The 25,356-nt window shown below is 56.5% G+C and carries 18 protein-coding genes, 1 tRNA gene, 1 rRNA gene and 4 pseudogenes; 10 read left to right on the top strand and 14 right to left on the bottom strand.

Annotation, left to right across the window (positions count from 1 at the left end; genetic code table 11):
- Nucleotides 1-72 precede the first annotated feature (72 nt).
- Nucleotides 73-855 (bottom strand): annotated as a pseudogene (locus DSM110093_RS17070) (transposase); the annotation flags it as partial.
- A 2-nt stretch (nt 856-857) separates the two neighbouring features.
- Between DSM110093_RS17070 and DSM110093_RS17065 the strand changes: the two are divergent.
- Nucleotides 858-1,684: pseudogene (locus tag DSM110093_RS17065) on the top strand (IS5 family transposase); the annotation flags it as partial.
- 113 nt (nt 1,685-1,797) lie between these two features.
- Here the strand turns inward: DSM110093_RS17065 and DSM110093_RS17060 are convergent.
- Genes DSM110093_RS17060 through DSM110093_RS17050 form a run of 3 tightly spaced genes read right to left on the bottom strand, consistent with a single transcriptional unit; the run spans nt 1,798 to nt 5,573 of the window.
- Nucleotides 1,798-3,030 carry a c-type cytochrome gene (locus tag DSM110093_RS17060; RefSeq protein ID WP_243267912.1) on the bottom strand — a complete coding sequence of 411 codons (1,233 nt, stop codon included), beginning with the start codon at nt 3,028-3,030 and terminating at the stop codon, nt 1,798-1,800.
- Nucleotides 3,027-4,790, bottom strand: a complete 1,764-nt coding sequence (locus DSM110093_RS17055; protein WP_243267911.1) for a GMC family oxidoreductase — start codon at nt 4,788-4,790, stop codon at nt 3,027-3,029. Before DSM110093_RS17055 ends, DSM110093_RS17060 begins: the two co-directional genes overlap by 4 nt.
- A 45-nt stretch (nt 4,791-4,835) precedes the next feature.
- Nucleotides 4,836-5,573, bottom strand: a complete 738-nt coding sequence (locus tag DSM110093_RS17050) for a gluconate 2-dehydrogenase subunit 3 family protein (RefSeq protein ID WP_243267910.1) — start codon at nt 5,571-5,573, stop codon at nt 4,836-4,838.
- 261 nt (nt 5,574-5,834) lie between these two features.
- Here DSM110093_RS17050 and DSM110093_RS17045 point away from each other — a divergent pair, with 261 nt between their 5' ends.
- Together DSM110093_RS17045 and DSM110093_RS17040 are read left to right on the top strand one after the other, a co-directional pair.
- Nucleotides 5,835-6,551 carry a cytochrome c oxidase assembly protein gene (locus DSM110093_RS17045; RefSeq protein ID WP_243267909.1) on the top strand — a complete coding sequence of 239 codons (717 nt, stop codon included), beginning with the start codon at nt 5,835-5,837 and terminating at the stop codon, nt 6,549-6,551.
- A complete protein-coding gene (locus DSM110093_RS17040) occupies nt 6,548-7,057 on the top strand; it encodes a CopD family protein (protein ID WP_243267908.1) in 510 nt (169 codons plus the stop codon). Before DSM110093_RS17045 ends, DSM110093_RS17040 begins: the two co-directional genes overlap by 4 nt.
- Here DSM110093_RS17040 and DSM110093_RS17035 read toward each other — a convergent pair.
- Nucleotides 7,030-7,548, bottom strand: a complete 519-nt coding sequence (locus DSM110093_RS17035; protein WP_243263417.1) for a DUF2231 domain-containing protein — start codon at nt 7,546-7,548, stop codon at nt 7,030-7,032. The genes DSM110093_RS17040 and DSM110093_RS17035 overlap by 28 nt on opposite strands.
- A 27-nt stretch (nt 7,549-7,575) precedes the next feature.
- Between DSM110093_RS17035 and DSM110093_RS17030 the strand changes: the two genes are divergently transcribed.
- The 6 genes from DSM110093_RS17030 (at nt 7,576) to DSM110093_RS17005 (ending at nt 15,589) form a co-directional block, all read left to right on the top strand.
- A complete protein-coding gene (locus tag DSM110093_RS17030; protein ID WP_243267907.1) occupies nt 7,576-8,238 on the top strand; it encodes a cytochrome B in 663 nt (220 codons plus the stop codon).
- Nucleotides 8,235-10,718 carry a cytochrome c oxidase subunit I gene (gene ctaD, locus DSM110093_RS17025; protein ID WP_243267906.1) on the top strand — a complete coding sequence of 828 codons (2,484 nt, stop codon included), beginning with the start codon at nt 8,235-8,237 and terminating at the stop codon, nt 10,716-10,718. The genes DSM110093_RS17030 and ctaD overlap by 4 nt, the downstream gene beginning before the upstream one ends.
- The gene (locus tag DSM110093_RS17020; RefSeq protein ID WP_243267905.1) at nt 10,715-11,047 is read left to right on the top strand and encodes a hypothetical protein; all 333 of its coding nucleotides are present in this window, start codon (nt 10,715-10,717) and stop codon (nt 11,045-11,047) included. Before ctaD ends, DSM110093_RS17020 begins: the two co-directional genes overlap by 4 nt.
- Nucleotides 11,048-11,176: 129 nt before the next feature.
- Complete coding sequence (locus DSM110093_RS17015; RefSeq protein WP_243267904.1) at nt 11,177-11,653, top strand: MarR family transcriptional regulator; 477 nt, start codon at nt 11,177-11,179, stop codon at nt 11,651-11,653.
- Between the two features lie 50 nt (nt 11,654-11,703).
- On the top strand, nt 11,704-12,948 hold the full coding sequence (locus DSM110093_RS17010; RefSeq protein WP_243267903.1) for a multidrug effflux MFS transporter: 1,245 nt from the start codon (nt 11,704-11,706) through the stop codon (nt 12,946-12,948).
- 298 nt (nt 12,949-13,246) lie between these two features.
- The gene (locus DSM110093_RS17005; protein ID WP_243267902.1) at nt 13,247-15,589 is read left to right on the top strand and encodes a cytochrome P450/oxidoreductase; all 2,343 of its coding nucleotides are present in this window, start codon (nt 13,247-13,249) and stop codon (nt 15,587-15,589) included.
- A gap of 59 nt (nt 15,590-15,648) precedes the next feature.
- Here DSM110093_RS17005 and argE read toward each other — a convergent pair whose 3' ends face one another.
- The 4 genes from argE to DSM110093_RS16985 form a co-directional block, all read right to left on the bottom strand.
- Nucleotides 15,649-16,845, bottom strand: coding sequence for an acetylornithine deacetylase (argE, locus tag DSM110093_RS17000; RefSeq protein WP_243267901.1), 1,197 nt, complete (start codon nt 16,843-16,845; stop codon nt 15,649-15,651).
- Nucleotides 16,842-18,329 (bottom strand): tripartite tricarboxylate transporter permease, encoded by a 1,488-nt coding sequence (locus tag DSM110093_RS16995; protein WP_243267900.1) that lies wholly within the window; start codon nt 18,327-18,329, stop codon nt 16,842-16,844. The genes argE and DSM110093_RS16995 overlap by 4 nt, the downstream gene beginning before the upstream one ends.
- Nucleotides 18,330-18,341: 12 nt before the next feature.
- Nucleotides 18,342-18,836 carry a tripartite tricarboxylate transporter TctB family protein gene (locus DSM110093_RS16990; protein ID WP_243267899.1) on the bottom strand — a complete coding sequence of 165 codons (495 nt, stop codon included), beginning with the start codon at nt 18,834-18,836 and terminating at the stop codon, nt 18,342-18,344.
- A 102-nt stretch (nt 18,837-18,938) separates the two neighbouring features.
- Nucleotides 18,939-19,910, bottom strand: a complete 972-nt coding sequence (locus tag DSM110093_RS16985) for a tripartite tricarboxylate transporter substrate binding protein (RefSeq protein ID WP_243267898.1) — start codon at nt 19,908-19,910, stop codon at nt 18,939-18,941.
- 121 nt (nt 19,911-20,031) lie between these two features.
- Here DSM110093_RS16985 and DSM110093_RS16980 point away from each other — a divergent pair, with 121 nt between their 5' ends.
- Nucleotides 20,032-20,943 carry a LysR family transcriptional regulator gene (locus DSM110093_RS16980; protein WP_243267896.1) on the top strand — a complete coding sequence of 304 codons (912 nt, stop codon included), beginning with the start codon at nt 20,032-20,034 and terminating at the stop codon, nt 20,941-20,943.
- A 68-nt stretch (nt 20,944-21,011) separates the two neighbouring features.
- Here the strand turns inward: DSM110093_RS16980 and DSM110093_RS16975 are convergent.
- The 5 genes and pseudogenes from DSM110093_RS16975 to rrf all read right to left on the bottom strand — a co-directional run.
- Nucleotides 21,012-21,977, bottom strand: a pseudogene (locus DSM110093_RS16975) (IS3 family transposase); the annotation flags it as partial.
- 323 nt (nt 21,978-22,300) lie between these two features.
- Nucleotides 22,301-23,677: pseudogene (locus tag DSM110093_RS16970) on the bottom strand (IS66 family transposase); the annotation flags it as partial.
- Between the two features lie 102 nt (nt 23,678-23,779).
- On the bottom strand, nt 23,780-24,127 hold the full coding sequence (tnpB, locus tag DSM110093_RS16965; protein ID WP_243267894.1) for an IS66 family insertion sequence element accessory protein TnpB: 348 nt from the start codon (nt 24,125-24,127) through the stop codon (nt 23,780-23,782).
- 669 nt (nt 24,128-24,796) lie between these two features.
- Nucleotides 24,797-24,873 (bottom strand) — tRNA-Met (locus tag DSM110093_RS16960).
- A 244-nt stretch (nt 24,874-25,117) separates the two neighbouring features.
- A 5S ribosomal RNA gene (gene rrf / locus DSM110093_RS16955) occupies nt 25,118-25,232 on the bottom strand.
- Nucleotides 25,233-25,356 lie beyond the last annotated feature (124 nt).

The raw sequence follows: 25,356 nt of genomic DNA, 5'->3' as shown, positions 1-25,356 counted from the left end.
GATTTTGTGGAAAAACTAACGTTTGCGAGCGCAGAAATGACCGTTACAAATGCTGCGCGAGCGCCTTTCCGGTTAGGCTTTTCGTACTTGCTGCGGCCCGGGAAAGATCTTGGCTAATTTCCGGAGGTTTTGGGTGGTTGCGACAAGCGGGAATTCGTCGTTTGCACCGCATGGGCCACGTAATCAGAGCCTTCCGAGACCGAGGATGCGCTTGAGGTGCGCGAAGAGCATCTCGGCCTACTTCCGAAGCTTCATAGATATGTCGTATTGCTTGGTATTCGCAATGTCTCGGGCAATCTGGCGGGAGTCCTCGTGCTCTTCGCGGGTAATCGATCTTGCATCTGCGTTCGGGCAGCGTTTGGCCTTAGACGGACAGGCCTGGCAAGTCAGTTTTAGGGCACGGTATTTGGTTCTGCCCTGTCCGCTCGGCCCCCGGTTCGGGTCCGAGTAATTTCGCCGGAATTGTTTCAGTGTCTGGCCCTCGGGGCAAATGTATTGGTCGTTCTCAACGTCCCACTCGAAGTCCGCCCGGCTCCAGGTGCCATAGGCAGTGTCAGCGATCAGGCGTTCGGGATGCAGGTTGAACCTGGCCTTAACGCGGTCTAGCATGGTGCGTGTCGAGCCGACTTCGGCCTGCCGAATGGACCGCGTGGCCTTGACATCGACGATGACGCCGTGATCCGTATCGATCAGGTAGTTGTCGAAATAACTGAAGAATGCTGGGCCTTTGCGGGCGGCAGTCCAATGGCTGGCCGGGTCGAAATGCGAGGTAAACTTGGGCTGCACCTCGCTGGCGGCACCGAAGGCGGCCTCGTCCAGTGTATCGAGATACTCGCGAACTCAGCGGAGTGAACTGAGATGCCGGACCCTTCGGCAAGAGGGGTGGGTCGCTGACATTCAGTGGCACTGCGTTCCAAACCTGTTTGACGATGAAAGTGCTTTTCGGGATGGTGCTGCGCCAGACGACGGCTTTGTAGAAAGCCTGCTTCGGTTGACGGGCCTCGATTGGGACGTGCCTAACTTCAGCACTATCTCCCGCCGTCAAAGGACGCTTTCGGTGGGCATTCCATGTCATCGCGCGAAGGATCCGCTGCACCTGCTGATCCCCTCCCATGGTTTGAAAACAAACCACTGCCGGGCAGTGGATAGCACCGGCATCAAGGTCGAGGGGTGAAGGCGTGCATCTGGCGTAAGATCCGCATCGGCATTGATGAGCAAACGCTAGAAATCAGAGCAGTTGAGATCACCGGCAGCAACACTCGGGATGCACCGATGTTGCCTCATCCACTAGGCCAGATCCCACCCGATCAGGAGATTGGCAGCGTCACTGCCGATGGTGCCTACGACACACGCCGATGTCACAAGGCCATCGCTGACCGCGGTGCGGACGCAGTTATCCCGCCGCGCCGGAATGCCCAGCCATGGAAGCCAACCACAGCCGGTGCTATCGCCAGAAACGACGCACTTTGCGCATCGAGATATCTGGGTCGGGCGCTCTGACGAAAGTGGAGCGGCTACCACTGCCGAAGCCACGATGAGACAAAGATGCATTGTGTGAATGCTAGTTGGCCAGCGCCTGATAGCGCGCGACTTTGGCCGGCAGGTCGCGGAAGTTCAGATGCGCGTCGCAATCCTGGACGGTTACACCGCCCTTGGCATCCCTGTCACGAAAGCCCTAGGATAAATCCGCTTGGGGAAAGGGGAGAGCCGTTCGTCAGCTGATTTACACAACAGAGTCGATCAACCTGTTGATGTGTGCCGCGCTACCACCCTCCGCTTTACCGAAAACTGACACCTTCAATGCCCTTCGCTTAGATACCCACGCACCTCAGCGACATCAGACGCGGAAACGGGCGCGGCGCGGCGCGGGCCAGAACCGCGCAGATAGCTCAGCAAATCGGCAATCTGCGCGTCTGACAGTTTCCATGCGAAGGGCGGCATGGCGGGGATGCTCGGCACATTGTCTGTTGGCTCTGCCCGGGCGCCACCAAGGATAATGCGGATAGCGGTTGATGGGTCTTCAGCGTGCACCTTGTTAGAGGTCGTGAGCGGTGCGAATATATATGGCACGCCGGAGCCGTCAGCGGCATGGCAACCTGCGCAATTGTCAAAATATAGGGCGCCGCCCGTTTCCGCCAGCGCGGCGTCAATTTTATCCAAAGTTTCGGGCGGTTGGTCGTCAAGGCTTTTGAGATAGGTTGCCACGGCGCGCAGGTCGTCGGTACGGAGGTTTTGCGTGGATAAGGACACCACTTCGCCCATGCGCTGCATCGGTGCTGTGTGTTTGCTGCGCCCATCCTTCAAGAGTTCTACGATGTCATCCTCGTCCCAATGCGCGATACCACCATTTTCGCCGCCGCGAATGTTTGGGGCAAACCAGTTCTCAAGCAAGCCGCCCCGCATATATTCATCGTCAACGCTCGCCCCGAGTAGGTTCTTTCCGGTGTGACATGCGCCGCAATGCAACGGCCCATCGACCAGAAATCGCCCCCGGTTCCACGCATCGGATTGATCGGGATCGGTGCGGTACTCTTCATCCTCAAAGAACAGCATTTTCCAGCCGCTGACAGACATCCGGATGTTCAGCGGAAATGGAAATTCGTTCTCGGGTTTTTCTTTATGTACCGGTTCGAGGGATTGCAAATATGCAAAAATCGCGTCGGTATCGTCCCGCGTCATGAGGGTAAAATTCGGATAAGGCATCGCGGGGTAAAGGTGCCTGCCTTGGTCATCAATGCCTTCGTTCAGAGCATTGTAGAAATCTTCCCGCGACCATCGGCCAAGGCCGGTTTCTGCATCGGGTGTCAGATTAGCCGAGTAGATAGTGCCAAAGGGCGTTGCCATCGCCCGTCCGCCGGCGAAGGGTTGGCCATCGTTTTCGATGTCGGTGTGGCAAGCTTTGCAATCCCCGGCAGAGGTCAGGTAGCGGCCACGCTCAACTTGAGAGTACGCTAATTCCTGCGCCTGAGCTGGTGCGGCGAAAGACAGGGCAGCAGCCCCAACAGCTGTTATGATGGTGGTTCGTATCATGGCTGCACCAAAGGCCCGGGGTCAGGCAAGTATCGATTGATAATTGCATCGACCGACCAATAGGCCAAAGCGCCGACCGTGGCGGTGGGGTTATAGCCGGCGTTCTGGGGAAACAAACCGGCCCCAGCGACAAATAGATTGGGTATGTCCCAGCTTTGACAAAATCGGTTGCACACACTGGTCTGCGGATCGGTGCCCATGATCGTGCCGCCGGTGTTGTGGGTGGTTTGATACGGGACCGAGTCGTAGGCACCCGTGCGCTCAGAAACCTTTACCTCGCGTCCGCCCATGCCGCGGGCGATGTCTTCGGAGACTGGCGTGAGGTGATTGGTTAGTCGGCGATCATTCTGCGTGAAATCGTAAGTCATGCGCAAAAGGGGGCGATTGTGTCGGTCGGTATAGGTCGGATCAAGGTCAAGATAATTGCTGCGGTGCGCCATTGACGCGCCATGCACACCTACGGTGGCTGTCTTTAGAAAATTGGCGGCGACGGATTGTTTCCAGGCACTGCCCCATTCAGGAACGCCATCGGGGACGGGATGGCTTTCAATTGGGCGGGCGTTGGTCGTGTAGCAGGCGATATATCCGCCGCCGATAAACCCCAACCCGCTATGATCGAAATTGTCACCGTTGTAATCATCCACGGCCATGCCAAGTGCCCCGGCACCGACAAATCCATTGGTAAATTCGTCTTCAAAAAACACCGTGGCACCAGACATTACCTGATAACAGTAGTTCTTGCCGACGACGCCTTTGCCAGTTTGCGGGTTATAGGGTGTCCCGATCTGCGACAAGAGCATGAGTCGGGTGTTTTCCAACGGATAGGCGCACATCACAACCATCTCCGCAGGCTGAAAGAAACTGTCGCCGCTGGTGTCAACATAAGTCACGCCTGTTACGCGCGATCCATCTGGCGATTTTTCGATTGATAACACTTCGGATTCGGTCCGTAGAGTAAAGTTTGGGCGCTCCATCAGCACCGGCAAGATCGTGGTCTGGGGAGAGGATTTCGAGTAGTTGCCGCAGCCATATTTTTCGCAGAACCCGCAATAGGTGCAGGGTGCCAGTTGCAGACCGAGTGGATTGACATAGGCGCGTGACATATTCGCAGATGGCACTGGAAAAGGATTGAGTCCAAGATCGCAGGCCGAGGCTTCGAACCGATCTTGCGAGAATGTCATCTGCATGGGTGGGTTGGGATATTCGCTGCTGCGCGCCCCCTCGAAAGGGTTGCCCCCCGGGCTGGTCTGTCCGTTCAGATTGCCAGCCTTGCCGCAGATGCCGCAGATCTTTTCGAAATAATCGAAATGCGGCTCAAGCTCGTCGTAGGTTACCCCGTAGTCTTGCACCGTCATGCCATCGGGCAGCGGGCCATAGCGTTCTTCATTATGGCTGCGCGCAACAAAGTCGGATGGCAGGAAACGGTAGGTCTGTCCGTTCCAATGCACGCCCGAACCGCCAACACCATTGCCGGGCAGGAACGATCCCCAATGCCGCATCGGCAGCGCCGTTTCTGCACCGTTGTTACGAAAAGTCAGGGTTGATTGCGCGGTTTCCTGAAACATGCCGTGCCGCCAATAATAGCGCAGTTCATCCTGCGCGAATGTGGTGGCGAAATCTTTTGACGTATCGCGCCATGGGCCGCGCTCAAGAGCCAGCACTTCCAGTCCGGCGGCGGTCAGCTTTTCGGCATAGATCGCGCCAGTCCAGCCGAAGCCGACAAGGACAACATCAAAACCTGCGAGCTTCTCTCGTGTCATCGGTACCTCTTATATCGCCGCTCACGGGGCGGCCTTGCATGCGATCTAGGGGCGGCTCCATCCCGGTCGCCCCATAAGGCTGACTGGTTCAAGAGGGATCGGCGCACCACCGTGGTTCACAAAATCGCGGTAATCGTAGCGGGTGCCGGGAAAGCCGACATATCGCCAAGCAACCATATCCCGATTGCCGCCATAGGTCGGATCGGCGAAATACCCCTCGATTGTGTTTTTTAGAATAAGATCGAAAAAGACCTTGGCTGAGACCGCGCCAAAAGTGATCTTTTCCTCATCTAACCCTGTCAGTATTTCGTCCTGCCGGCCTTCTGACAGCCCGGCAAAACTTTCATCATCCTGCGCGCGGCAATAGGCATCCAGTTCGGCCAAAGCGTGCCGATAGAGTTCTGCGGGTGGGTATTCGCTTTGATAGCCTTGGGTATCGGTCCCCTCTGCGAAGGGGCCTTTCATATACCAGTGCTGCCCACGCCCGTAGAACCCTGCCATCTGCCGATCAAGAAAGGTCACGACGTCGGCCTCGGTGGCGCCGGGTCCGTCATCATCGCTGGGAATGAGGCGCGCAGAAATTGCCGCCACAGCGGCGCGTTCGTCGGGAGTAAAAAAACGAGCTTCGGTTGTGCCGTAATAGGGCGGATCGCCCCGCATGGGGGCCCAAGGCATACCTTCGCCGCGGCCATATTCCACGGCCCAAAGGGCACTTGGAGCGGCGAGGGCAGTGCCGCCAAATAGCAAGGTTTTCAGAACGCCGCGTCTTGTCGAGTAAGACATTGCCCCTCCTTAGAACCTATGGATCGCCATCTGAGCCCGCTTGGTAGCGCACAAAAAGAGCGACGAACCTTCACGCTGATAAAAGCTGGTTCAGCGTTTTTGAGAGTCAAGGAATTGAAAGTGAATTAAGCGTGCAGTCGAACATCCGCTCTTAGAAAGGGCGCATCTTGAGGGCCCCGATAGAAATTGCCTATGGTCAAATGAATTGGCGCAGCCAGATAGAGGGTCACGGCGCAAACGTGATCAGAAACCGGGGGCAGCATGTTTAACGATGCGTGGAACCAAGTATATTGCGGCCCCGCGCCGGATCCTGTCGATCTATGGGCAAGCTGGAACCTTGATCCTATTCTTTTGACCTGCTTGGGGCTTCTTGCTTTTGCCATTGCACGTAAACGTAACGCAGCTTGGGCCATGTTGGCACTCGTACTGGCGTTCGTCTCACCGCTCTGCGCTTTGTCGTCGGCCCTGTTCTCTGCCCGTGTCTTACATCACGTCCTTTTGGTCGCGGTAGCCGCGCCGCTTATTGCAAGCATCTTGCCGAGGCGTCGATCAGGGTCGGCCATTATTGCATTTGTTGTGTCTACGGTCGTTCTTTGGGCTTGGCATCTGCCGATGGCCTATGATGCCGCCCTGAGCCATGTCGGGGTCTATTGGCTGATGCAACTGACGCTATTGGGCAGCGCTATCTGGTTCTGGCGTGAGGTTTTCGCGCCAGAGCGATCAGCGGTCGAAGCGATATCCCTGACGGTCGCGGCTTTTGCGCAGATGGGAATGCTAGGCGCGATCCTGACCTTTGCACCGCAGTCGCTTTATGCGGCTCACTTTATGGCGCCCTACGCTTGGGGGCTTACGCCGTTGCAAGATCAACAACTGGGGGGGCTATTGATGTGGGTGCCTGCGGGGATCCCTTATGCTGTGCTGGCTGTTTCGCTGGCCCGCCGAAATTGGATCGCGCTGAGGGCGGGCAACGTGACATGAGCGATTTGTATCCGGGCCTGATCACGTTGTTCAAAAGCGCTCATATTGCGGCACTGTTGCTTTGGTGCGGCGGGTTGCTTGCCCTGCCATTGATGCTTTCGCGCCATGACCCTGCCGTCACACCCGAAGATTACAAACGCATTCGCAGGGCCACCCATACGACCTATGCGATCGTGGTTACCCCGGCGGCGATCATTGCTGTAGTGGCGGGGACGTGGCTAATCTTTCTAACCAAAGCCTTTGTGCCGTGGTTTTATGCCAAGCTCGTTTTTGTCGCAGCGCTGGCGGCGGCACATGCTTGGATCGGCCATCAGGTTGTGCAGGTCGCCGAAAAGCCGGACGAACGCAAAACAGCGCCCGCTTTCATGACGCTATCGGCAGCCATGGTGCCGATGGTTTCGATCCTGTTTCTTGTTTTGGGAAAGCCTGATCTCAACGGGGTCACCCTCCCTGATTGGTTGCTTAGCCCCCGGAACGGTCAATTGCCCTTTGATGTGCCCAAATGATAATCGAACACCAGCTTGCCTCCGTGCCACCCTGTAAAGGCCACCATCGCTGCACCCAGTGCAGAGAGCAGGATACCGTAGGGCAGCACCGCAGCCTCGTAGCCATAAAGCCTATGCCCCCAGTTTGCCCCCAACACCGACAGCAAGGTCACGGCAATAATTGCATGGGTCCACGCTGCGGCGCGTGCGCGGATGCCGCGCACCAACAGCAATTCAGCCGTGCCGGAGAATGCAGCAAGCATGCCAAAGAGAAAGCCGGTCCCTGCCGCCCAAAGCGCGGCACGCGCCCAGAAGGCATCGCCGGTCCACCAAAAGAGAACATCAGCCCCCAAAAGGCAGAAAGACAGCGCCACCGGAAAAGCCACGCTCATCGCGTGGATCGGGTGGCCGTTTACGGCGATGCGGGTTTCCGTCTGCTGGTAACCGGGGGCTTCGGCAATCGGGTCAATCAACCTGTCCTCATCGCTCTGCGGCGTTTGTTCTTCGGTCATTTTGGTAGGGGGCTCCGGATCGGTTGCATGGGGGTAACGTGCAGTCTGCTGATTGGTTGCAGCGGCGAGCTTTCGGTTGTCGATCCCGCAGGTCCGGCGGCGCGTACCATTTCGACGCTGTGGTGGGCGATGTTGGCGGGCGCTGCGACGATCTTGGGAATGGTGCTGGTCCTGCTTGGGGCGGCCTTTCGCGCGAAGGAGAATTGCGATGCCGACGAAACCGCAGGCATCAAAGTCTGGATTGTAGGGTTAGGGCTGGTGTTCTCCATGTCGGTCCTTGCCGCGTTGACAGTCTATGGTCTGCATGCTGGGCAACGGTTGATGCCACGTGCCGGTGCCGATGTGGTTGCCGTCAGCGCCGAGGCGCGACAATGGAGTTGGCGCTTTGCCTATGATAGCCGCCCCGGCCACACCACAGACGGAGTTTTGCATATTCCGGCTGGCAGACCTGTGGATGTTGCAATTACCAGTCTTGATGTCGTTCACAGTTTTTGGGTGCCGCGTCTTGCTGGAAAATTGGACGCCATTCCCGGCCACGTCAACACACTTAGGATAGAGGCCGATATGCCGGGCAGTTTCCAAGGGCTTTCCGCCGAATATAATGGCCCCGGCTATCGGGCGCATGTTTTCACGGTAAAAGCCCATGATGCTGAGGCTTGGGATGCCTTTGTGAGCGGGGCAGAACAATGACTGCACTGCGCCGCCACCGCAAGCTGACCGCGATCTGGGCTTCTGAGCCGGGTTGGAAGGGTTGGACCAGCAGCGTGAACCATTCCGATCTTGGTCGGATGTTCCTTGTCACCGCTTTCTTTTTCTTTCTTGTGGGCGGCATTCTGGCGATGCTGATCCGTGCACAATTGGCGACGCCGCATTCTGCCTTTGTCGATGCCGGTGCATTTGCGCAGTTCTTCACGATGCATGGCACCATCATGATGTTTCTTTTTGCCATTCCCACGTTTGAGGGGCTGGCGATTTATTTGTTGCCCAAGATGCTGGGCACCCGTGACCTCGCTTTTCCGCGGCTCACTGCTTATGGCTATTGGTGTTACGCTTTTGGCGGGTCAATGTTGTTGATCGCGCTGGTTCTTGGGATCGCGCCCGATGGCGGGTGGTTCATGTATCCGCCCCTCACCGGCCCCTTACACTCCCCGGGGATCAACACCGATTTCTGGCTGATCGGCATCACCTTTGTCGAAATTTCGGCGATTTGTGCGGCGGTTGAGCTGACGGTGTCGATCCTGAAATACCGTGCGCCGGGTATGTCGCTCGACAAGATGCCGATCTTCGCATGGTATGCGCTGGTCACCGCGCTGATGATCCTGACCGGTTTCCCGCCGCTGATCCTCGGCTCGGTCTTGCTTGAAGTTGAACGCGCCTTTGGGTGGCCGTTCTTTCAGGCTGATTTGGGGGGCGACAGCCTGCTTTGGCAACATCTGTTTTGGCTGTTTGGGCATCCGGAGGTCTATATCATTTTCCTGCCTGCCGCCGGGGTGATCTCAACCATAATACCAGTCATGGCGCGCACCACTTTGCTGGGCTACGGCTGGATCGTCGCATCGGCGGTGGCACTGGCGTTTCTAAGTTTCGGGCTTTGGGTGCATCACATGTTCACCACGGGCATTCCGCTGATGGGATTGGCGTTCTTTTCCGCCGCCTCGACACTGGTGGCGGTGCCGACCGGGGTGCAGGTCTTTGCTTGGATCGGAACGCTGTGGAAAGGCCGACCGGAGCTGCATTTGCCGATGCTGCACATCCTTGGCTTCTTTTTCACCTTTGTGATCGGCGGGCTGACCGGTGTTATGGTCGCCGTGGTGCCTTTTGACTGGCAGGCGCATGACACGGCCTTCATCACCGCGCATCTGCACTATGTCTTGTTCGGAGGGTTTGTTTTTCCAATCCTTGCGGGCATCTATTACTGGCTGCCGCTTTTCACCGGGCGCAAACGCTTTTTCCGACTGGGAGAGATGGCCTTTGGGCTGATATTTGTCGGCTTTCACGGCACTTTTTTGGCGATGCACTGGGTCGGCCTGATGGGCCAACGCCGCCGAATCGAAACCCATGACGCCGAGACTGGTTGGGGCGTGATCAATTTAATTTCGTCGATCAGCAGTTTTGTCATGGCGATCGGCTTGGCCATGGTACTGGTCGATGTCTTGATCCACGCTTTTGTCGCGGTGCCCGGCGGGCGCAATCCTTGGAAGGCTGGAACGCTGGAATGGGCAAGCATGTCGCCACCCCCGGCTTATAATTTTGCCAGCCTGCCGCATGTCGTATCGCGCGACCCCTTCCATGCTGACCCCGGGCTGCCCAACCGTCTGGCCAAAGGCGAAGGTTATCTCGGAGATCCAAAGGCCAGCAGACGCGAAACGCTGACCGTTGATATCGCCACGGGCCGACCCGATTTTATGGTTATCTATCCGGGCAACACCCGCTTACCGATTGTCATGGCGGCGGTGACGGGGCTGTTCTTTGTGTCGATTTTGCTAAAGCTATTTTGGCTGACGCCGCTGGCACTGGCTGGCGTGGCGGCACTGGCCCTTGTTTGGGTCTGGCGTTTGGGCGCGCAGGTTGATGCCGGACCGCAGGACGCGGGCAGGGGGGCGAACTTGCCGCTTGCCGGTGAGACAACAAAATCGCCCGGTTGGTGGGGATCTATCTTTCTGTTGGCGGCAAATGGCACGTTCTTTGGATCACTGCTTTTTGGCTACGCCTTTCTATGGACAGTTGCTCCGGGCTGGCCGCCTGCCGAGTGGTTGACGCCATCGCTTGCAGAACTTGGCATCGGGATTGCAGCAGCGCTGAGCGCTGCACTGGCCATACGCTTTGCCATACGCAGCAATTGCCGAAGTGCACGTCCTATGACGGGGTTGGTTGCTGCGTTCGGCGCAACTGTGATTGCGATATTGACCTTTGCGATGCTTCTGTCCCGTGTGCCGCCGCCTGATGGTCATGCCTATGCGGCCACCTTGTGTGTGCTATGCGCCTATGCGCTCGCGCATGCGCTTTTGGTTAGTCTGATGCTAAGCTTTGCTATCGCGCGGATTTTGCGGGGATATACATCGGCCGCCCGCGCGGCAGAGCTGCATATTGTCTCTCTCTGGACCGATTATTTGGCGGCGATCACCATTCTGAGTTTACTCGCGGCGCACCTGCCGGGGATGTTGGCGTGAAGGACATTCTTCGCCTCCTTCTGCCGCTGCTCGCTTGGCTTGCCAGCTTTAGCGCCATTTACGGACTGCATGGGATTGGTTGCGGGCTGTGCTGGCCAGAGATCAGCTATCAGGATGTTTCACTGGTTCGTTTCGCACTGCTCTCTGCGTGGTTCGCTGCGATCTTTATGCAGGTCGCGCTATTGTTCGCATTGCACATGGATCGGTTCAAAGCGGTTTCGGTTTTTATGCAATGGACGAGTATCGCCACCGGATGGGTTGGATTGGTTGCCGTTTTTTGGACGTTGTACCCCGTCGCTGTCATTGCGGCCTGCGGCACATACGGGTAACGCTACCCTTAGTCTTGAGGCGCGAGATAACTTCGACATTTCCGCCCAAAATCAGATGCAAACGGGTAAGGTTGATTTAGTACGTTCCACTTACTATCTTTCAGGCTTACGATTTGTGAGGCCGCACCCATGCACCAACCGATAGACTCCGATACCTCGTCCTTTCTGCTTCTTGATATCGCCCGTTTGTTACGGGCAGAGTTTGAACGCAGGGTGTCTGATGCGGCGCTAGGTATCACCCCGGGTGAGGCGCGGACATTAGCGAATGTGGCCCGTTTTGGTCCGCTGCGCCAGAATGATCTGGCCGATCTGACCGGACTTGGCGCAATGAGCGTCACAAGTGTTTTGGATAATCTCGAAGCTGCGGGGATGGTGCGGCGAAGCGTCGATCCAAAAGACCGCCGCGCCAAACTGGTGCAAGTAACTGAAAAGGCCACGCCGCTATTGGCCAAATTAAGAGCCATCGGAAACGAGGTGAGAGCCGTCACGCGCGGGGATATACCCGCCGATGACTGGCAGTCCTTCCGCGGTATGCTGAAAACTGCCCGGGACAATCATCTGACCGCTTACCGCAATAAGCGTACAACGGGGGCTGTTTCCACATGAGCGTTTCAGATCGAATAAGTGATCAAACTGCGGCTAAAGTTGCCCCGCGGATGTCTGTGCGCAGGGTTAGTTTGATTGGTGCTCTTTTCATCGCCACCGGGCCGATTGCCATGGCGCTTTATACCCCCGCAATGGCCGAGGTTGTCTCTGCCTATGATACTACGAACAGCTTGGTCAAAATGACCCTGACCCTCTATTTTGCGGGTTTTGCCTCGGCTCAGCTTATCGCGGGGCCGCTTTCGGATGCAATGGGGCGGCGGCCTGTGATTATCGGCTTTCTGCTTTTGTTCGTGACTGCCAGCCTACTGGCGCTTGTAGCTCCTACAATTGAAACCCTGATCGCGGCGCGATTTGTTCAAGGCATCGGAGCCAGCGCAGGCGTGGCGATTTCACGGGCGTTGGTCCGCGACATGTTTGAGGGCGATGAATCTTCGCGCATCATGAACTTGATGGGGATCATTTTGGCGGTGGCCCCTGCACTGGCACCCACCTTGGGCGGGCTGTTGGTGATGCATGCAGGGTGGCAGTCCGTATTTGTTGCGATGATGGCCTTTGGTATTGCGGTGATCAGCGTGACGGTTTGGGGCCTGTGCGAAACGGTTGTTCCCGACCGCAGCCGGCTCAACCTGCGCCAGCTTGGCCAATCCTACCTCACGCTGCTGACCAACCGCCACTTTATGGCGACGTCACTGACCATCGCCGGTGCAATCGGTGCGATTTACGCTCTGGCCACGATCCTTCCCTTCATTTTGATGCAAGAGCTTGGCTTCAGCCCGACCGAATTTGGGCTTGGAATGTTGATGCAGTCGGGCAGCTTTTTCGCCGGGTCATTGGTCGTTCGCCACCTTATGAAACATAACAGCGCGTATCGGTTGGTTGTGCCCGGTCTGGGGGTGATCCTTTTGGGCAGCGCTTTGATCCTGTCGCTGCTGATCGGAGAGACTACTTTTCTTCGGGTGATGGTGCCGGTCGCCTTTTACACGTTCGGGATCGCCTTCGTAATGCCCGCCATGTCTACTGCGGCATTGGCCCCCTTTCCAAGTATCGCTGGCGCCGCGTCGTCATTGATGGGCTTCATGCAGATGGGGGCCGGGCTGTTGGTGGGTTCGTTGGCCGCGCTCTTTGAAAATCCGGTGGTTGCTTTGGCGATTTTGATCCCGATGATGGGTACAGTGGCGAGCTTGGCTTATGTCGTTTACCGTAGAAACCCGCATTTGGCTGAACCGGAGCCAAGACAAGAAGCGATCAGCGGGCCCCCTGTCGGGCGGACGTGGATGCCGTCGAAAATGGATTGATGCGATCAGTAGATACGACATGGGCTGGGTTTGGCAGATCGCCGTTCGATAGGATCGAAACGGCCCCGCTAGACAGGCCCATGGCAATGGATACGCGCGCCCTGCTCTCGTGCAACGAGCCTCGGCTATTATTGCACCCATGGTGGCGACACTGCCCCCACAGCCCTTAGCGATTGAAAGAAATGCGGGTTCGGCAAGGCCCATGAAGCCCCTACACGTAATCATGTTAAATATGGCCTGTTCATTATCCGTAAAATAGAACGGACTCGGAGCATCGTGAGTGAGGGGGAGCGAAAGGATGGTCGAACAAAGCGAAAGCAACGATAAGGGCTGCCCATTTGACACAGCCGCCTCTGCAGGCGCGGAGCATGGTTGTCCGATCACAGACCCGGCGGCCATGGCGGAGGCGTTTGATGCTTTCGAAGGGCCATATCAGCTTGATCCGGCCGATGCTCTGCGTTGGTCGCGCGACCAGCTCCCGGTGTTTTACGCCCCGAAACTGGGATACTGGGTGGTTTCCCGGTATGATGACATCAAAGCGGTGTTTCGCGACCCTATCCTGTTTTCCCCACGGAATGTTTTGGAAAAGATCACCCCCGCCACAGCAGAGGCGCATGAGATCCTAAAAGGCTATGACTACGCTATGGCCCGCACCATGGTGAACGAGGACGAGCCCGCGCATATGGAGCGGCGGCGCGCACTGCTGGACCACTTCATGCCCGAAAAGCTGGAACAGCAGCAGGATATGATCCGGCGCCTGACAGGCGAAAAGATTGATGCCTTTATCGACAGCGGGCGGGTCGATTTGATTGATGGCATGTTATACGAAGTGCCGCTGCTGGTGGCACTGCATTTCCTTGGTGTTCCAGAGGACGAAATCGCCACCCTCAAGACCTTTTCCGTGGCGCATTCGGTGAACACATGGGGCAAGCCTTCGGATCAAAAGCAGATTGAGGTCGCCCACGATGTAGGGCGTTTCTGGCAATATGCGGGTGAGATCATCGAAAAGATGCGTGCCGAGCCGGAGGGAACCGGTTGGATGCATCATACCATTCGCATGAACGCCGAGATACCCGAGGTTGTCACTGACAGCTATGTGCATTCGATGATGATGGCGATCATCGTCGCAGCGCATGAAACGACCTCGCTGGCGTCTGCCAATATGTTCAAAACCTTGCTGACGCATCCCGATGCTTGGAACGATATCTGTGCGGACCCCTCCCTGATCCCCAATGCGGTTGAGGAATGTCTGCGTTATGCTGGGTCAATCGTCGCGTGGCGCCGCCAGACCACGGCGCCCACAACTTTGAATGATGTCGATCTGCCCGAGGGCGCAAAGTTGTTGATTGTGCAGGCCTCTGGCAATCAGGATGAACGGCATTTCGAAAGGGCTGATACCTTTGATATCTACCGCGACAATGCCGTTGATCACCTGACGTTTGGCTATGGCGGGCATCAATGTATGGGCAAGAACATCGGGCGGATGGAAATGCGGATCTTCCTCGAAGAAGTGACCCGCCGCCTGCCCCATTTGCGGCTGTCCGAGCAGGAATTTGACTACCTACCCAACACCTCATTCCGGGGACCGGATGAACTGTGGGTTGAATGGGATCCCGCACAGAACCCAGAGCGAGCCAACCCGAATGCGATCCATCCCCGTCGCACCTTTGCCGTAGGCCCACCCGCACGACGCGACATCGCTCGAAAGGTACGGATCGCGGAGGTACGCCAAGAGGCTGACGGCATCCTTGGCCTGACCATTGAAGACGCGCAGGGCCGCCCCTTGCCCAAGTGGACTGCCGGATCGCATATCGAGCTTTGCGTCGGCGCATATGATCGCAAATACTCACTATGCGGTGCACCCGAGGGTGACAGCTATCGTGTTGCCATTCTGCGCGAGGAATTAGGGCGTGGCGGGTCTCGGCATATTCATGAAACCCTCCGGGCTGGTGCGGAAATCCGTATGCGCGGGCCGTCGAACCTGTTCAGACTTGATGAAACCGCGCCGCATGTGGTGCTTGTTGCGGGTGGCATCGGGATCACGCCCATTCTTGCGATGGCCGACCGTCTAAAAGCCTTGGGGCAGAGTTATGCACTCCATTACGCTGGCCGATCTAAATCAACCATGGCGTTTTTGGACCGTGTGACCCGTGATCACGGCGCGCGCCTGTCGTTGTATGCAGGGGACGAAGGTGATCGGATGGACCTGCCCGACATGGTCGCGGGTCTGGAAGATGGCGCGCAAGTTTACGCATGTGGGCCTAAAGGGCTGCTGAGTGCGCTGGAGACGCTGACCAAGGATCTGCCCGAAGGCACATTCCATTTTGAGCATTTTTCAACCACTGCCACGGGTATCGATCCCGACAAAGAGCAGGCGTTTGAGGCGGAACTGACGGACTCGGGTTTGGTGGTCAAAGTTGCCGCCGACACCACTTTGCTGGATGCGATCATGGCGGCAGGGATCGATGTCGCCTGCGACTGCCGCGAAGGACTGTGCGGCTCATGCGAGGTGGCCGTGGTCGAGGGGGAAATCGACCACCGAGACATGGTTCTAACGCGGGCCGAACGTGCCGAAAGCAACCGTATGATGACCTGCTGTTCGCGATCCAAGAACGGGGCGCGAATTAAGCTTGCCCTTTAAGAGGGCAAGCGCTGAATGACGACGACGAGCGGGGAAGACTTCAAGCTGTCGCCGCGGGCCTATTCGGAGGACAGAAAGTCGACGACGCCATTCAAAAACTGAATACAGGTTGCAAGTTGTTCAATCGCGACAAACTCGTTCGGCTTATGCGCTTGATCGATAGATCCAGGTCCAACGATCACCGCAGGGATCCCGCCGATTTGCTCAAACACACCGCCTTCTGAACCATATGAAACTTTGCCACCCCAAGCTGGCAGCAGGTCAGCATAGCGTTGAAAGCTTGGGGTCTCTCGCGCATCACTCATAGCGGGATAGGAAAAGATCCTTTCAAAACGGATGCCAGTACCGAGGACCTTATTTTGCATCGGAGAGGCAACCGACCGCGTGATTTCATCCAAAAGCCGTTCCATATCCTGCTCAGGATCCATACCGCTGATTGAGCGCAACTCAAACGTAAGCGTGCAACTGTCAGGCGTCACATTTGTTGCAACACCCCCTTGCATCATCGTCACCAGCATCGTGGCGTGAGACACGGTAAAATCCTGATCGAAAGGGCCTTCTTTTTCATAGCGCCTGCCGCGCTCGGAAATCCGTTCAACCGCCTTGGAAGCAAACTCAATGGCATTTACATGCTCTGGTGCAAATGATGAATGCCCAGCTGTGCCCGTAACATGCGCCCGCATGGCAATCTTGCCTTTTTGCCCTGTGATCAGCTTCATCATCGAAGGTTCGCCGATAATCGCAAACTCAGGTGGCACTGGCAGTTGCCCAAGATACTCTGCAATCGCGGGCGCACCCAGACATCCTACTTCCTCGTCATAGGAAAAACAGAGGTAAATCGGGCGCGTAAGCCCCGCATGCGCCAATTGCGGTGCCACTGCCATAACACAGGCAGCAAAGCCCTTCATGTCGCAAGAGCCCCGGCCAAAAAGCTTGTCGTCTTTGATCTCGGCCAGAAAGGGGTCACTTTCCCATTCTGGTTCATCTGCGGGGACAACATCCGTATGCCCCGACCAGACGATGCCCGCTATATCTTCGGGTCCGAAGGCCGCAATCAGATTTGCTTTGGCGCCGGTTTCGTCAGGCAGTATCGTAATCCGCCCACCCAGTTCGCCAAAGAAATCTGCCATATGATCAATAAGCGCACGGTTAGAGTTGCACGAGACCGTATCGAATGAGATCAGCCGTGCCAGATGTCTTGCGGCGTCCGCGGTCAGGTCATCAAACGCAAAGGTTGTTTCGCTCAGGTCAATCATTGCTGAACTCGTCTTTCTTTAGATTTTAAGAATTCTCGGCGGACGGTTAGGCCAAGCACAAAGATGATCAGCACTGCGAAGACCCATGTGATGGGCGACGATAGCAGCACCGCAGGATCGCCCCGCGATATTGCCAACGCGCGGCGCAGGTTTTCTTCGATCATTGGGCCAAGGATGAATGCAATGAGGAAGGGTGCTGCGGGAATGTTCAGCAAGAACATGCCAAACCCAACCAGCCCCATCACAAGAAGAACGGCCACATCGAAGGTGCTGGAAGCGATAGAATAGATCCCGAAGATACAAAGAAGCAGCACCAACGGCGTCAGCAAGGTTTGCGGAATTAGAGCCACTTTTGTGAACATCCGCATGGTAACTTTGCCTGCGAAGAACAATAGCACCGAAGAGACCAGCATACCGATAAAGAGCATGTAAATTTCATGCATGTTCGTCTGAAACAACAGCGGGCCGGGTGTCAGGCCTTGGATCATGAAGGCACCAAGCATCACGCCAGTGATCACATCGCCGGGCACACCCAATGCAAGAAGGGGGATCATCGTTGCACCGCAAGCGCCGTTGTTCGCAGATTCTGACGCAGCGATGCCTTCAAGTTCGCCTTTACCGAAATTAGCACTGTTCTTGGAGCTCCGTTGCGCTTCGCCATAAGAAAAGAACGCCGCCGATGAAGGGCCAATACCTGGGATGGCCCCAAGGATTGAACCAATTGCGGAGCCTTTGAGAATGCTGCGCAGCGACCCCATGAACTCGTCGCGTGTCACATGCTGCGCACCCAGTGGGGCCGCCTCATCGGTTTTGGCCGCGCGCATGACCACCAGTTTGATCAGTTCAGGCAAAGCAAAGAGGCCAATCAACACGGGCGCAATAGACAAGCCCGCCTGCATGTCAGGCACGAAGGCAAAGCGGAAAGAGCCATAGAGGTCTTCACCCACTGTTGCCAACAACAGGCCAAGTGCCGCAGAGACCATCCCCAACAGCAGAGAATTGCCCGACACCCCTGCGACAGTCGTTAGCGCAAAAAGCATCAGCATAAAAAACTCAGGCGGACCGATATGAAGCGCCAGCAAGGCGAGGGGGGCGGCAAAGAAAATCAGCGAGATATTCGACAGGAAGTCGCCAATCACTGAGGAATAGAGCGCCATGTTGAGCGCTTTGCCCCCTTTGCCTTGTTGAGCCAGAGGGTAGCCATCAAGGGCCGTGCAAGCAGCCGAAGCAGTGCCAGGGGTCTTGATCAAAATCGCTGAAACGGACCCGCCGTAGGTTGAGCCTTTGTACAAGGCCACAAGCAACAGGATCGACGGAACCGGGGCCATGTAAAAAGTGAATGGTAGCGCCAAGGTCACGGCCATCGTGCCCGTCATCCCGGGAATGGCCCCAACGATCACGCCCCCCCAGATACCGGCGGTCATGATCAGAAAATTTTGCAGTGTAGCAACAGCCGCAAGGGCTGCGAGTATCTCGTTAAGCATCAGTGTCTCCGATCAGAAGCCGAGTATCTTAATCAGTTCACCCTTGGGGAACTGCGTTCCGAGAGCGGAATTGAAGAACAAAAGAAGCAATATCGGCCCTCCGACGGACAGAAGTGCAATCCAAATTCGATAGTTTCGTTCGCCGGTCATGAGGACCATGCAAAGCGTAAGCAGGATAATTGCGATCAAAAATCCGACGTAGGGCAGCGCCACCAGAAACAGCCCGAAAGCAAAGACCAAACCAGCAAATCGCAGCGTCATACGTTTGACGGAGCTGCCGTCTGTTTCGACCTCTTCCTCCGCCGGAGCGCCGCCGCGGATCGCGAGGATCAGTGCAAGTGAGCCAAGTACAATACCAATCAGCGATACGGTTTTCGGCCACATGTCAGGAGGTGGCGCAAAGCCAGGAATAAACGCCGGGCGAGGCACAAACACAGGGACAAGATAGAAGGCACAGAGCGCAAAAAATGCGACTACTAGCAGCCCCCGCAGAACGGGCATCGTCATGGCAATCCTCATGAAAGAAATGGGACCTCTGTTGAGATCAGGCTGGCCGCGAGGGCCGGCTACGGGGAGCGCAGGCGGGCGACGTTCGCCCACCTGCAAAGCTTATTGTGGCAGATAGCCAAAGTCCTTGGCGAGACCGTTAAACAGCTCGTACTGGCTATTGGCGTAGTCGGGCATTTCAACCGATCCAATAGTCGAAATCGAACCACGACGGGCCGCAAGTTCGAGCCATTTTTCGTCCGTTGCGACTTGACCCAGAACGTCCTGCCATTTGGCGACAACGTCTTCGGGCATGTCTTTGGGCGCATAAAGCGCGCTCCACCCAGTAATCTGGCCAGCTTTTTCATAGCCCAGTTCATCGGCTGTCGCGACATCGGGCAGGCTGTCCACGCGCTCAGGAGCAAAGACCATTAGAGCTTTCATATCGCCGCTCTCGATATGCGGCATCAAAGATGCGGCTGCCATCGCAACAAAGTCTACATGACCACCCAAAAGCGCAGTCGCAAGCGCGCCGCCGCCTTTGTAAGGCACCAGCGTTGCCGCGGTAAGTGGATCGAGGTCATTGTCGGCCAAAAGCGCCTGTGTGGTGAAACCATCAATCGCTGTGGCACCGGAGGCCGCATATGTCATTGCGCCATTGGTGTCTTTGACCGCCTTGATCAAGTCATCGACATTTTCATAGGGCGCATCGCCGCGCACGGCCAAGATCATCGGCGTCGCCTCAAGTGCGCTCACAAATGTATAGGCATCCCACGGCACTGCAGATTCCGGCGTCACAGCAGGTGACAAGGCCATGCCAACACGCGCGAGTAGCAGTGTATAGCCATCCGCGTCGGCATCAGAAACGAAACGTGCCCCGTTCATGCCGCCTGCGCCGGGCTTGTTCATCACTGTTACCGGCTGACCTAGGATAGGCTGTGCCGTTTCCGCCAGAGCACGACCAGCAAGATCCGAAGCACCGCCCGGACCGTAGGGGACCACCAGCGTTACAGATTTCTCAGGATAGGATTGAGCCAGCGCCGGCCCGCCGACTGTCAAAAGAGTAAGTGCAATCGTTCCGATTATTTTGTTCATGAGTACCTCAGATTTTGTCCGGTATCCCGGAGCTGTTGGATGGGGGCTACCATCCACAGTATGCCAAATTTGACAAGGGTTGGCCGTTAGTTGCATATTCTGCATACTGAGAGGATGCAGCATGTTCAAGACACGAGAGCTACAGGCCTTTGACGCCTATATGCGGTTGGGGGGTATGAAACTCACCGCCGAACATTTAGATATGAGCCAACCCATGGTCAGCCGATTGTTGTCTTCATTGGAGAAAAAGGCAGGTTTCGAGCTGTTTCAACGCAAGCGAAATCGCCTTGCCCCGACCGCCGAAGCCTTTCGGTTTCACCAGACCGTAGTGCACCATCTTGCGGGCCTTCGAAATTTGGAACAAGAGGCCAGCGCAATCGCCAGCGGTCAGGTAGGGCATCTTGTGATCGCAGCGCAGCCGGTCTTTTGCGACACTTTTTTGCTCGACGCCCTTAGCCAATTCCGCAAGGAGCATCCCCAAGCCACGGTGCAAATCGCTGATGTAGGCATGGCCGAAATGCTTAGGATGATCAGTGAGCAGCGCTGCGATCTGGCCTTTGGCATCACCCTCAATGCAGAAGCCTTCGGCGGCGAAGCCCTGTCCTTGGCCCATTGCGAAGCAAAATGCATCCTGCCCAAAGGGCACGCGCTGGAGGATATTGAGGACATCCCCCTGCCCCGTCTTCGCAAAGAGATGTTCATCGACCTCTCACAAGGAAGCCCGCTTCGGCGGCGGATTGATTTGATGATGGAGACCATTCAAGTTCACCGCACAATCGTGGCCGAGCTTCGAACCATTCACGGCATTGTCCGACTGGTGGAACGCGGGGAAGGCATAGCAATCGTTGACCCCGTGGCGCACCAGCTTCTCGATCTTGAACTGGTTTCGGTGCATCGTCTTATACCATCAATCACTTGGGATATCGCACAATTCGTTCCTCATGGGCGCCCGCTCAGCACAGTAGGGCAAGCTTTCGCTGCGGGTGTGGCTAATGAAATCGATAGTTTAAAACGGGCAGGCGTGGTAACTTGAAACTGGGCGCACAGAGGCATTTGAGCGATATGGACTTGTCGCGCTTTCGTGCCGCCCCAATTGCTCGTTTAAGCCACTTTCCGTTCGAAAGCGACGGGACTTTTCCAGCCCAATGCTGAGTGGCGGCGACGCGAATTGTAGAAGCCGTTGATGTATTCGAAGATCGCTATCTCGGCTTTGCGCCGTGTCTCCCAAGGATGCCGCCAGATCGATTTAGCTTTGATCGTCTTGAAGAACGTCTCGACCGCCGCATTGTCGTAGCAATTGCCTTTCCCAGACATCGACACCTTGAACCCATGTTGGCGCAGGATTTTCTGGTAGTCGTGTGAAAAATATTGCGACCCACGATCCGTGTGGTGAATGCAGCCCCTGGGCGGTGTCCTGAATGCGATTGCCATTTTCAACGCCCGGATCGCAGGTCACGTTTCATCCGGTTGCTTACAGCCCATCCAATGACACGACGGGAATGCAGGTCCAGGATCACCGCGAGATAAAGCCACCCCTCGCGTGTCCAGAGATAGCTGATATCGCCAGCCCATTTTTGATTGGGCTTGTCGGCGTTGAAGTCGCGATCCAACAGGTTCGGCGCAATGTTGAACTTGTGATAGCTGTCGGTTGTGACCTTGTGTTTGCGCGTTCTCACAACAGATATGCCGTTCTGATGCATCAAACGTCCGACACGACGGTGGCCGGCATCCAAGCCGATCTCTTTCAGTTCTTCGGTCATGCGTGGCTGGCCATAACTGCCCAGACTGAGACGGGACTGCTCCTTTATGTGGGCCAGCGTGACCAAATCAGACCGCTGTCTGCGACTGGCCGGTCGATTGCGGAACGCACGTAAACCACGTGAACTGACATCCATGACCTTGCAAATGCGCGCCGTTTCGAAAGTCCCCGCGTGTTATTCAATGAATCCGAACCTCATGGCCTTTGGCCCGCGAAGAACTGCGTTGCTTTTTTAAGATCTCCCTCTCCTCCTTGAGAATGCGGTTCTCGCGCCGGAGCTGGTCATTCGGATTTATCTGGGCGATTGCCCGCAACGCTGAAGGCGGAATGGCCGTACGATAGAGCAATTTTGGACCGAACAAATCTGGTGGTCTGTATGCAGAACGTTGAGACCGGTTAAGGGAATCCTTGGGCAAGAATTTGGAGCCGGCAAACCGGACCTCCGCAGCTAGATTAGGGCAGCCCTTTACGCCGTACCATCAATATGGGGCCGAATAGGATCCCCGAATGAGAGTTTGAGCAACCGTCGCGTTGAACTCAGCGTTCTGCACCAGCCCATCAGCCAAAAGTCCACAAACGTCTTATCGGCGATCGGTGAAACACGCCCGAAATCTTGACAACGGTCATGAGAGTTCTTTCGCCCAATACCGATTGGTCGCAGAGCCCGCTCTGCTGGGTTGTTGTCGATTGCAACCCGACCATCGGACAGGAACAGGCTGAAGGCATCCCTTCGACTGAGGCCATAGCGGAAGGCCTTGGCCAGATCGCTCTTGCCGGGAATGCGCATGAGCTGTTGTTCGGACCAATTAAAGAAGGCCTCCACACTTGGTCGGCTAAGTCTTTGGCGGGCCGCAAGGCGAGCCTCTGCGGACTGGCCGTTAATGTCACGCTCGACATCGTAGAACTTACCGATCCGGTCGAGCGCCTCGCGCGCGATCTCGGACTTGGTTGAGGTCCAAAAGTCGTGGAAGTCTCGCCGCAGGTGCGCCCAACAGGCCGCCTCGCGCAAACGTGGTGGGCCGTTGGATTGGGGCTCATAGAGCTTGGCATAGCCCTTGTAGCCGTCTGCTTGCAGAATGCCGCGCGCATCGGCCAGATGGCTTAGAACATGCTCTTCTTTCCAGTTGGGCGCAAACCGGTAGACAGCGCCAGGTGGCGCGGCTCCCGCCCACGGGCGCTGGTCACGCACATAGGCCCAGACCCGGCCTTGTTTCACGCCTTTCCCCAATCCTTTGTCTCTTCTGGAGCGGTCCAATACCCGGATCGGGGTATCGTCCGCATGCAGAAGGTCGCTGCTCAGGATGTCCACATCGATCCGCTCGATCAGCGGCGATAGTGTCTTCATGGCGCGGCCGCACCAACCTACAAGTGTGCTTTCGGGAATGTCGGCCCCCATACGCTCGAAGATTTCATGCTGACGGTAGAGAGGAAGATGGTCGTCGAACTTCGAGACCAGCACATGCGCCAGGAGGTTCGGCCCGGCCATGCTGCCCGGGATCGGACGGCTGGGTGCAGGTTCTTGCACCATCCGCTCGCAGCGCCGACAGGATTTCTTGATCCGGGCGATCTGGATCACCTTCATCTGGGCGGCGATCATGTCGAGCAGTTCGCTGACATCCTCACCCACCACGCGCAGATCGCCCCCACAGTCTGGACAGCACGCACCTGGGTCAAGCTCACGGCGTTCCCGCAGGGTCGCATCAGACACACGCGGGCGGCGGCGCAAAACAGGGGCTGACGCCCCCTCTGGAACGGGCTCGTCCAGTCCTTCGTCGATAGGGGCGTCGTCCTTCTCAGCCACTGCAACCAGCAGGTCTTCCAGCGCCAGTTCAAGTTGCTCAATCTCGCGCTCGACCTTCTCCGAGGATTTACCAAAAGCCAGCTTTTGCAACTTGGCGATCCGCAGGCGCAGCGTCTGCACCAATTGATCATGGGCCCGCAGCGTGGCTGACATCTTGGCGTTTTCCGCCGCAATCTCAGCATTTTCGGCCTGCAATGCCGCAATCATCGCCTTCAATTCGGCGGGGTCGTTTGGCGGAGTGCGACATGCGCCTGACTACCAAAATTCAGGTGCAAACACCATATAAATATAGCAGATCAGAAACTAAAATCACCCCACGCGCGCAGGCGGAGCGCCCCAATCCGGACGCCGCCAATCAATGCCTTCCCAGAGCATTGCAAGCTGCGCAGAGGTCAACCGCAAGGCTCCGTCTTCCGCGCTCGGCCAAGGAAATCGGCCGCGTTCGAGAACTTTATAATAGAGACAAAACCCCTGACCGTCCCAGTACAGAAGCTTCACCCGGTCCCCGCGCCGACCCCGGAAGGCAAACACAGCACCGCCTGTGGGCTTCTGGCGCAATTCATCTTGAGCCATAGCGGACAAACCTGCGATCCCTTTGCGCATGTCCGTCACACCGCACGCCAGATACACACGGACACCAGTTCCGGGCCCGATCATGCCGCGTCTACCGCTCTGATCAATCGTGTCAGCGCGACCCCGTCGATGGAGCTATCAAACCGCAAACTCCGACCACTTTGCAAACAAAGCTCAAGCGAAACATCAGGAGCAGGCTTCTACTCAGGAGGCGCGACTTCCGGAACCCGGAAATCGACAGACAAAAAAGCAGCGCCCGCGTCCAGCGGCCAAAGACCTTTCGCCTTCAACTCATGCCGCCATCTGTAAATCTGCTGTCGGCTTACATCGCAGCGCTGAGCTACCTGCGTGACCGTAGCTCCATCTATCCCAACAGACGAAACGATCGATAGCTTTTCATCATCACTCCACCGCCGCCGCCGCTCGAACCCGAGAACCTCGCACCGCATGATACCCTCCGCATAAGACACGTCACTGACGACGTCGCTATGGACGTATCTTAAGTCATCATGCGGAAATCAGGCAGGCGGTACCAATCGCGCGGTTACGGTTGACTATGAAATAAAACAACAGAAAATGAACGAAGCAGGTGTCTAGGAAACTAGGGGCACCTCACAGTTCCAGTAGTGGTCGATTGGGACGCGGACGAAAAAGTCCACCATCTGGAGATCCGGGGCAAACTGTTGAACATGCTAAACGCAGTAAGGCCCGCCGGCGAGGCGGGCCTTACTGAAAGCGAAAGTTCGCTAAAGTTGGTTGCGGGAGTAGGATTTGAACCTACGACCTTCAGGTTATGAGCTTGACGAGCTACCGGGCTGCTCCATCCCGCGCCAATAAGTAAGTTTTAAACTTATGATGGGGGTGCTGCAAAAAGATTCGCACATAAAAGTCATATTTTTCTTGAGATTTTAAGCAGCGCACGTACCATTTGCGTTGCGAAAATTCGGAAGGCTATTTTGGTGGTACATTCACACCACAGCCTCACAAAGCAAAACCGCCGCGGCTTTATGAGCTGCGGCGGTTTTGTATAATTCTGATCATCGTTGAGAGATACCGATTTGAGGACCTTATTAGGTTTGGCGATGACCTACTCTCCCACGTCTTAAGACGCAGTACCATCGGCGCTACGGCACTTAACGGCTGGGTTCGGGATGGGACCAGGTGTTTTGCTCGCGCTATGATCACCAAACCAAATAAAGTCCTCAAGCGCTCTGCTTTTCAGAGGGACGGCGGGAGGTAGGGTATCTGTGGGATACCCGTTCCCGCGCTGTCACCACTGAAGTGCTGAGCGTTGTTTGTTCCAAGTCATGTAC

The sequence above is a fragment of the Sulfitobacter sp. DSM 110093 genome (assembly GCF_022788715.1).
In the GTDB taxonomy this organism is placed as follows: domain Bacteria; phylum Pseudomonadota; class Alphaproteobacteria; order Rhodobacterales; family Rhodobacteraceae; genus Sulfitobacter.
This window is presented reverse-complemented; position numbering and strand designations above follow the sequence as displayed.

Coding starts and splice junctions, on each gene's coding strand:
- DSM110093_RS17060 (WP_243267912.1), bottom strand. CDS start 3,030: ATGATACGAACCACCATCATAACAGCTGTTGGGGCTGCTGCCCTGTCT.
- DSM110093_RS17055 (WP_243267911.1), bottom strand. CDS start 4,790: ATGACACGAGAGAAGCTCGCAGGTTTTGATGTTGTCCTTGTCGGCTTC.
- DSM110093_RS17050 (WP_243267910.1), bottom strand. CDS start 5,573: ATGTCTTACTCGACAAGACGCGGCGTTCTGAAAACCTTGCTATTTGGC.
- DSM110093_RS17045 (WP_243267909.1), top strand. CDS start 5,835: ATGTTTAACGATGCGTGGAACCAAGTATATTGCGGCCCCGCGCCGGAT.
- DSM110093_RS17040 (WP_243267908.1), top strand. CDS start 6,548: ATGAGCGATTTGTATCCGGGCCTGATCACGTTGTTCAAAAGCGCTCAT.
- DSM110093_RS17035 (WP_243263417.1), bottom strand. CDS start 7,548: ATGACCGAAGAACAAACGCCGCAGAGCGATGAGGACAGGTTGATTGAC.
- DSM110093_RS17030 (WP_243267907.1), top strand. CDS start 7,576: ATGGGGGTAACGTGCAGTCTGCTGATTGGTTGCAGCGGCGAGCTTTCG.
- ctaD (WP_243267906.1), top strand. CDS start 8,235: ATGACTGCACTGCGCCGCCACCGCAAGCTGACCGCGATCTGGGCTTCT.
- DSM110093_RS17015 (WP_243267904.1), top strand. CDS start 11,177: ATGCACCAACCGATAGACTCCGATACCTCGTCCTTTCTGCTTCTTGAT.
- DSM110093_RS17010 (WP_243267903.1), top strand. CDS start 11,704: ATGTCTGTGCGCAGGGTTAGTTTGATTGGTGCTCTTTTCATCGCCACC.
- DSM110093_RS17005 (WP_243267902.1), top strand. CDS start 13,247: ATGGTCGAACAAAGCGAAAGCAACGATAAGGGCTGCCCATTTGACACA.
- argE (WP_243267901.1), bottom strand. CDS start 16,845: ATGATTGACCTGAGCGAAACAACCTTTGCGTTTGATGACCTGACCGCG.
- DSM110093_RS16995 (WP_243267900.1), bottom strand. CDS start 18,329: ATGCTTAACGAGATACTCGCAGCCCTTGCGGCTGTTGCTACACTGCAA.
- DSM110093_RS16990 (WP_243267899.1), bottom strand. CDS start 18,836: ATGACGATGCCCGTTCTGCGGGGGCTGCTAGTAGTCGCATTTTTTGCG.
- DSM110093_RS16985 (WP_243267898.1), bottom strand. CDS start 19,910: ATGAACAAAATAATCGGAACGATTGCACTTACTCTTTTGACAGTCGGC.
- DSM110093_RS16980 (WP_243267896.1), top strand. CDS start 20,032: ATGTTCAAGACACGAGAGCTACAGGCCTTTGACGCCTATATGCGGTTG.
- tnpB (WP_243267894.1), bottom strand. CDS start 24,127: ATGATCGGGCCCGGAACTGGTGTCCGTGTGTATCTGGCGTGCGGTGTG.